This is a genomic window from Halovenus rubra, assembly GCF_026586665.1.
Lineage (GTDB): Archaea > Halobacteriota > Halobacteria > Halobacteriales > Haloarculaceae > Halovenus > Halovenus rubra.
Genome location: NZ_JAODIY010000012.1, coordinates 22791 through 29610 on the forward strand (window position 1 = coordinate 22791; position 6820 = coordinate 29610).

A 6820-nucleotide genomic window follows, 5' to 3' on the forward strand; every position below is an offset into this window, starting at 1 on the left:
TGTTCGTTTTGTTCGTTTTGTTCGTTACGTTCACCGAGCACTCTCAGTTCCGGCGTCGGTTCGGCTCGTTCCAGTAAATTCGTTCATTACTCGAAATACCCTCGTTGCGTTCGTTTCGTTCGTTCTATTCGTTTTTCAATGACTGCCACCCAGAGTTCGCCCTGATCTATCGCAAGTTGAGCGTATTGGGCGAAATCAGAGGCCTAATCTACCAAATCCACCATTGACCGTAGTTCAGATTCCATCTCCGTCATCTGATCCGACACCCAATGGAACCGCTCCTCTATCCCCTCGTCAGTAAACCGGAGTGAAGCTCGTACGTCACGATTCCGGTCATGTTGGAGGAGGGCAAGAGCGTACGCGAGCATCTGCGGTCGATAATGTTCCGCGAGCTCATCCGATGTCGTAGCGGAGAGGTCGTTGGTCTTGTAGTCGATAATGTGGAATGCGTCCGGCGTGACGAGCAGCCGGTCAATATCACCCACAATCCGCGACTCATCGATTCGAGCGACAACAGAGTATTCGTCGTAAACCTCCTGAAGCTCGGTATCGGACTCGATGCGATCAACAAATTCGACTGCATCAGCAGCATGGTTGACAGCATCACGGAGGTCCGATTCTGACGGCTCCTCACCAGCCATCTGACTCAAACGACGGATCAGGGTGGTCCATTCGTCTCTCGGTGGACGAAGTTCGTTGATCCGGTGGACGACCGTCCCAAACGTCGTTGGACTCAGGCCGGCCGACTCCTCACGCTGAGAGTAACTGTGACCGTCTGGAGACGCATCCGCCACCGCATTCACGAGGGTCGTCGCCGCGATCCGTTTCGCCGGCGGTAGCGACGGCGGTGAGGGGATCGATATCTCCAGCGCTGAATCGACAGCGTCGTCGTCGGTGTCCCAGTCTACTGGGCGCGGCGGCCTGCGAACAGTATAGCTGGCTCCATCTATCTCACCACGGGCCTGTCCGTCACGAACCGCCTCGGCGACGAGTGCTCCGTTGAGGAGGGCTGGCTGTAACCAGTCGCGCCACCGGTCTGCGTCGTCGAAGGCTGCAGGCTCGCCGAGTTCGATTGTACCAGACTCGTCGACATCGATGTCGTGCGTGCCGCAGAGAAGGAGGTGATCCCGCATTCGTGTACACGCTACATAGAGGAGGCGTTTCGACTCCGCCCGCTCCTGTGGACGCGACCGTCGGTCGGCGTACTCGTGGACGGCCGTTTTCTCGATGGAGAACGCATCGCCCGGATTCGGCCCGCCGACCGCCGGGACCGGCGGCGCGTCATCAGTTCCGTCCACGAGTCGAACGTAGCCATGGTCGTCGACGGACCGCCCGAAATTGAGGTCACTTCCGAGATCGGGGACGGTGACGATCGGGAACTCGAGTCCCTTCGCGGCGTGAATCGTCATTATCCGGACGCCCTCCGCATCGCCGGGGATGTCAGCCTCCCCTTCTCGGGGGTCGATCTCGGCTTGGCGGTCGATCCGGTGGAGCAACCCGGCAGCTGTGTGAACATCGTTCTCGCTCCACGTACGGACCTGGTCGCGGAATTTCTCGACGTTCGCGACGGCCTGCTGACCGCGTTCGTCAGCACTCACGCTCGCCAGATACCCCGTGTCATCAATCACTCGAGACAACAGACGGTTCCACGGGAGAACGCCATCCCCAGACGGCGTCGCGCAGCCGCTAAGCGTCCGCCACGTCGTGAGGAGATCGAACGCGTCTGAAAGCTGTGGATCGTCCGTCTCGGCCAGCGCGTCCCACACTGAATCAGCCTCGGCAACTGCCGGTGCGAGGCGGTCATCGGTGAAGCCAAACAGCGGCGATCGAAGTACCCCATAGAGAGAGACGTCGTCCTGCGGATCGCCAAGTACCCGAAGTAGGTTCGTCAACGCCTGAACCTCGGGCGTATCGTAGAATCCGACACCACCGACGACAGTGTAGGGAATGTCGTACTCCTCGAGTGCGCGCTGATACCGATCCAGATGGGTTCGCCGGCGGAGGAGGATTGCCGTGTCGTCCGGCGTAGCGTCACGATGAGCACCTGTGTCGGGATCTTGGACTTGCGGCGGATCGTCGAACAGGTGGGTCAATCGAGCAGCGAGCGCTTGCGCCTCGGCCTCGATGGTGTGATCGAGCGCGCCTTCGGCGACCGGATGGTCGTCGCCGAAGAGCTCTGCCGCCGTGTCAGCGTCGTGGGGCACAGCGAGATACTCGACGCCCCCAGTCAGTCCCTCGATGTCCTCGATACGGTCACGCTGTGTGGTCAACTCCTGCGGTGGCGCTTCGTAGGGCTCGTGGATGTCGCCTTCTGGTTGGAACAGGAACTCGAAGAGCTCGTTCAGGAACGACAGCGGCTCGTCTAGCGTCCGGAAGTTCCCGGAGAGTTCGAGTACCGTCGGACTCTCGGCGTCGCTGTCGGGGACATAGTCGACCTTACGGGCTTCGTTGACGGCCTGAAGTTCCGCTCTCGCTTCCCCGAACGTCGTCACGTCTGCACCACGGAATCCGTAGATACTCTGTTTCTCGTCGCCGACCAGGAAGATGTTCGACGCCGTCTGCTCGTCGACGCCCGTGAGGAGCTTGACTAACTCCCACTGGCGCGGGCCCGTGTCCTGGAACTCGTCGACCATCACGGCCGCAAACTGGTCTTGAAGCCGCTTCGTGACGGCATCGTTAGCTCGCAAGAACTCGAGCGTCGTCTCGATAACGTCGGGAAAGTCGAGTGTCTCGCGGCGCTCCTTCTCGTCAGTGTAGGCGGCGAGATCGTCGACGAGTTTTGTTTCAATCCCTTGCTGGGTTTTCTAGGTGTCTCGACTGGAGGTGAGGCGATGAGCAACTCAGGTTGCACTGTTTCAATCCCTTGCTGGGTTTTCTAGGTGTCTCGACAGACTCCTGTCGACACTCACGGAGGCGTGGGCGGAGGTTTCAATCCCTTGCTGGGTTTTCTAGGTGTCTCGACGCCAGTTGATCCAGTCCTCTTTGAGGTGGACTAACTGTTTCAATCCCTTGCTGGGTTTTCTAGGTGTCTCGACCTGGGTCCGGAGCCGGGTCGTCACCAGGGCCGACGAGTTTCAATCCCTTGCTGGGTTTTCTAGGTGTCTCGACTGGATATCGGGGAGATCTCTATCGAGCCACCAGAGTTTCAATCCCTTGCTGGGTTTTCTAGGTGTCTCGACTTTGGCTGTTAAGACGGGTCAAGAATGGTTGTCTAAGTTTCAATCCCTTGCTGGGTTTTCTAGGTGTCTCGACGTCGTTCCGGTACACCGCGTCGAACGAGTAGCCGACATGTTTCAATCCCTTGCTGGGTTTTCTAGGTGTCTCGACGCGTGATCACACGACCGCAACAGCAGTCCAGTGGTGTTTCAATCCCTTGCTGGGTTTTCTAGGTGTCTCGACGAGACAGCGTCGGGAAGGACGCCGATAAACCAGAGCGGTTTCAATCCCTTGCTGGGTTTTCTAGGTGTCTCGACGTCGCGGTTGACGACCTCGTGGTGGAGCATCATCAGGTTTCAATCCCTTGCTGGGTTTTCTAGGTGTCTCGACTCGAGCAATGGGCGCGTCTCGACGAGCTGGACGCGTTTCAATCCCTTGCTGGGTTTTCTAGGTGTCTCGACCCGCTCAGAGGCGGCCCTACCGGCCGTTGTCGTTGCGTTTCAATCCCTTGCTGGGTTTTCTAGGTGTCTCGACAACCGACAAAGAGATTCAACGGGACAACTTCGAGGAGTTTCAATCCCTTGCTGGGTTTTCTAGGTGTCTCGACCTTATCGAGTCCCGCGAGGACCCCGCGGATGTTCAGTTTCAATCCCTTGCTGGGTTTTCTAGGTGTCTCGACGTCACCGGCATACGGGCCGACGAGTCACCCGCTCGGTTTCAATCCCTTGCTGGGTTTTCTAGGTGTCTCGACGCGTGACACATCCGACGGACGGCGGTCTACCATGCCGTTTCAATCCCTTGCTGGGTTTTCTAGGTGTCTCGACTATTCCGGTCGGAGAGGGCGATATGCGTCGGTTTATGTTTCAATCCCTTGCTGGGTTTTCTAGGTGTCTCGACCTCTTGATACGTATCGTACGGCTCGCCCTCCTTTGCCGTTTCAATCCCTTGCTGGGTTTTCTAGGTGTCTCGACAACGCTTCCTCCTCTTCGGGTGCGAGTTCGTTTTTGTTTCAATCCCTTGCTGGGTTTTCTAGGTGTCTCGACGTTGAGTGAGTCTTCTTGGCCGGCCGTCAGGTTGGCGTTTCAATCCCTTGCTGGGTTTTCTAGGTGTCTCGACGTTCCTCGCCAGCCACTCCTTTCTTCCACACAGTTTCAATCCCTTGCTGGGTTTTCTAGGTGTCTCGACCGTACACCGAGTTATCGTCAGAGCCGACATACAACAGTTTCAATCCCTTGCTGGGTTTTCTAGGTGTCTCGACCGCCGAGCTCGTGTGTGGTCGTCTGGTCAACCTCGTTTCAATCCCTTGCTGGGTTTTCTAGGTGTCTCGACGGCGCGTTTTGACCGGCGTATCGTGGACTTCGAGGTGTTTCAATCCCTTGCTGGGTTTTCTAGGTGTCTCGACCGGATGGCGTCGCTCGCTTGATTCGCTCGGCCGCTTTGTTTCAATCCCTTGCTGGGTTTTCTAGGTGTCTCGACCGCTGAAGACTGGGTACTTGTTCATCACTTTGTGATGTTTCAATCCCTTGCTGGGTTTTCTAGGTGTCTCGACAGGGGGTGAAAATACGGTCGTATGCGTCAAAAAGCTTTCTCAGCCCGTGAAATTGAGAGGCGATTACGTCAACCGGGGCTGTACAGAGATAATAAAAAGGTCGACGTAGATCTACTCAGAGGACGTTGGATTGTTCGCCAGGTGGATCAGATCCCAGATCGGTCGTATTGTCCTGACATGACCGACAGAGCCTGTACATTCGAATCCGGTCACCATCTGCCGGCTCGATATGCGATTCCAGTTCGTCTTCTAACTCTACACGCTCAGACTTCGAGACATCCACCTCAAACAGACTGAATTGTCTCCAAGCTCCGTAGCGTTCAAGCGTTCGATAGACCTGCCGTCGGTTCGTGTCGTCGCTCACATCGTATGCGATTGCCAGCCGCATCGTTATTTCGAGAACGTCAGCGCATGGTATTCGTCTAACTCTTCGGTAATTGCTTTTCGCAACAGGATGGCTTGCTGTCTCACAGCCTTCCGGCGCGTGACCGTGTACTCGAAGTAGGGATGGGTGAATTCCTCCTGCATGAATTCGTCGAACTTCGAACAGTATGTTTTGAACGCTTCGTCTGCGAGGTGATTATCTTTGGTGAACTCGTCGTGGGTGATCACACCGCGGTTCACCAATCGAGTGACGAACGCATCGCAGAATATCGGCCTGAATTCCTCTTGGAGATCCAGCGCCAGCGATGGTCTCCCATGACGGTCCGCATGCAGAACCCCCAAGAACGGATCAAGATTATACTGCCGTAATGCGCTCAACACCTCGTTTTTCATGAAGACGTATGTCAGTGACAGCAGCGAGTTGATGTGATCCTCCGGCGGGCGCTTCGTTCGCTTCTCGAAGGTCCAGCCGTCAGTGAGTGTTTCATCAAGGCGGCTGAAGTATCGCTCGCTGGCCTCGCCCTCAACACCACGGAGGTCATCCTTCGTTGTTACCGTCGTCGCCCGAACGCCGAGGTCTTTGAGTATGTCGGTGCCGTGAACACCTTTCCGGGAGAGGAGTGTCCGGGCATTGCGGATTTTCGCGGCAATCATCGACGCCGCGATATCTATCTCAGCCGTTTCGTCAAGTGCGTACTGCGCCCGCCGCACCTCGGCAATGGTGTTCTTTTCCGGCACGAAACTGCCGCGGTACTTCCCGTTCTCGGTGAAGTAGTTGAGGATGATGCCGTGTTCGTTCGCTTCCGCGATGAAAGGTGTCGAGAAGTTCACGCCACCGAAGACGTTGATTGTTTCGAGCTTTTCAGTGGGGAACGCAGCGAGTTCGCCCTCGTCGCCATCGACATCCCAGACGACGATCCGCCCACCGTCTTGCCGGACCTGCGTGCCCTGCTTTGTGACGTAGACGACCGACTCGTCAAACATCCCCTCGGTCGCCTTCATACTTCCTCCTCCCAGCCCGTCCCGCGAGCTTTCTTCGGTTCGAGAATTGCGGTCTCTTTGGGCATGCAATACTCCCTGGCGGAGCAGGCTTTGCACTTGTCCGGGTTATCCGTGAGTGGTGGGATCGTATCGACTGACATGGTCTCGATTCTGTGAACTATCTCCTTGACAGTGTCTCGATGTCGCTGTGTGATGCGGATTGCGTGGCGCACGTCCGTTGAGTAGAGATAGATGTACCCGACGTTTACTGGTTCCCCGATGGCTGATTCGAGAAGCATACAGTAGCCAGCAAGTTGGACTTCGTCGCTCGGATAATATTCACCACTTTCGGCACGCTTGCGCTCTACCGGAGTCAATACGTCATCGTCAGTCTCGATAAGGTCAATCTTCCCATGGAGACCGAGATTATCTGACCGAAAGTAGCGTTCAGTGATCCAGCCACCTCGATCTGCCTGGTTTTGGTGCTTGGATCGGCCATCGACGAGCTCGTACGGTGTCCCGATTTGGTCCTGATACCGCTGGTAGTAGAACCGCCGCGGACAGTACACGTATTCGTTGAAAGCACTGACCTGAACGAGTTCATCCCTGAAGCTTGCATCAGTCATCGCTAGCCCTCTCTAATCAGTACGTGTTTACCCCCAATCGATTTCGATAGTCTCTCGTAGGAGCCGCGAAATTGGTTGCGTAGATCGATGCAACAGGCGGACAAACGTATCTCGGAGGGATGGT

The 6820-nt window shown here is 56.4% G+C and carries 3 protein-coding genes, 1 pseudogene and 1 CRISPR repeat array; all 4 genes and pseudogenes read right to left on the reverse strand.

Annotation, left to right across the window (positions count from 1 at the left end; all coding sequences use genetic code 11):
* Nucleotides 1-203: 203 nt before the first annotated feature.
* Nucleotides 204-2771: pseudogene (locus N5098_RS17620) on the reverse strand (UvrD-helicase domain-containing protein); the annotation flags it as partial.
* A 10-nt stretch (nt 2772-2781) separates the two neighbouring features.
* A CRISPR array of direct repeats spans nt 2782-4705; the repeat unit is 37 nt; unit sequence GTTTCAATCCCTTGCTGGGTTTTCTAGGTGTCTCGAC.
* A gap of 115 nt (nt 4706-4820) precedes the next feature.
* Nucleotides 4821-5093 (reverse strand): CRISPR-associated endonuclease Cas2, encoded by a 273-nt coding sequence (gene cas2 / locus N5098_RS12275; protein ID WP_267638169.1) that lies wholly within the window; start codon nt 5091-5093, stop codon nt 4821-4823.
* 2 nt (nt 5094-5095) lie between these two features.
* The gene (gene cas1, locus N5098_RS12280; RefSeq protein WP_267638170.1) at nt 5096-6091 is read right to left on the reverse strand and encodes a CRISPR-associated endonuclease Cas1; all 996 of its coding nucleotides are present in this window, start codon (nt 6089-6091) and stop codon (nt 5096-5098) included.
* Nucleotides 6088-6696 carry a CRISPR-associated protein Cas4 gene (cas4, locus tag N5098_RS12285; RefSeq protein WP_267638171.1) on the reverse strand — a complete coding sequence of 203 codons (609 nt, stop codon included), beginning with the start codon at nt 6694-6696 and terminating at the stop codon, nt 6088-6090. Before cas4 ends, cas1 begins: the two co-directional genes overlap by 4 nt.
* Between the last annotated feature and the right edge of the window lie 124 nt (nt 6697-6820).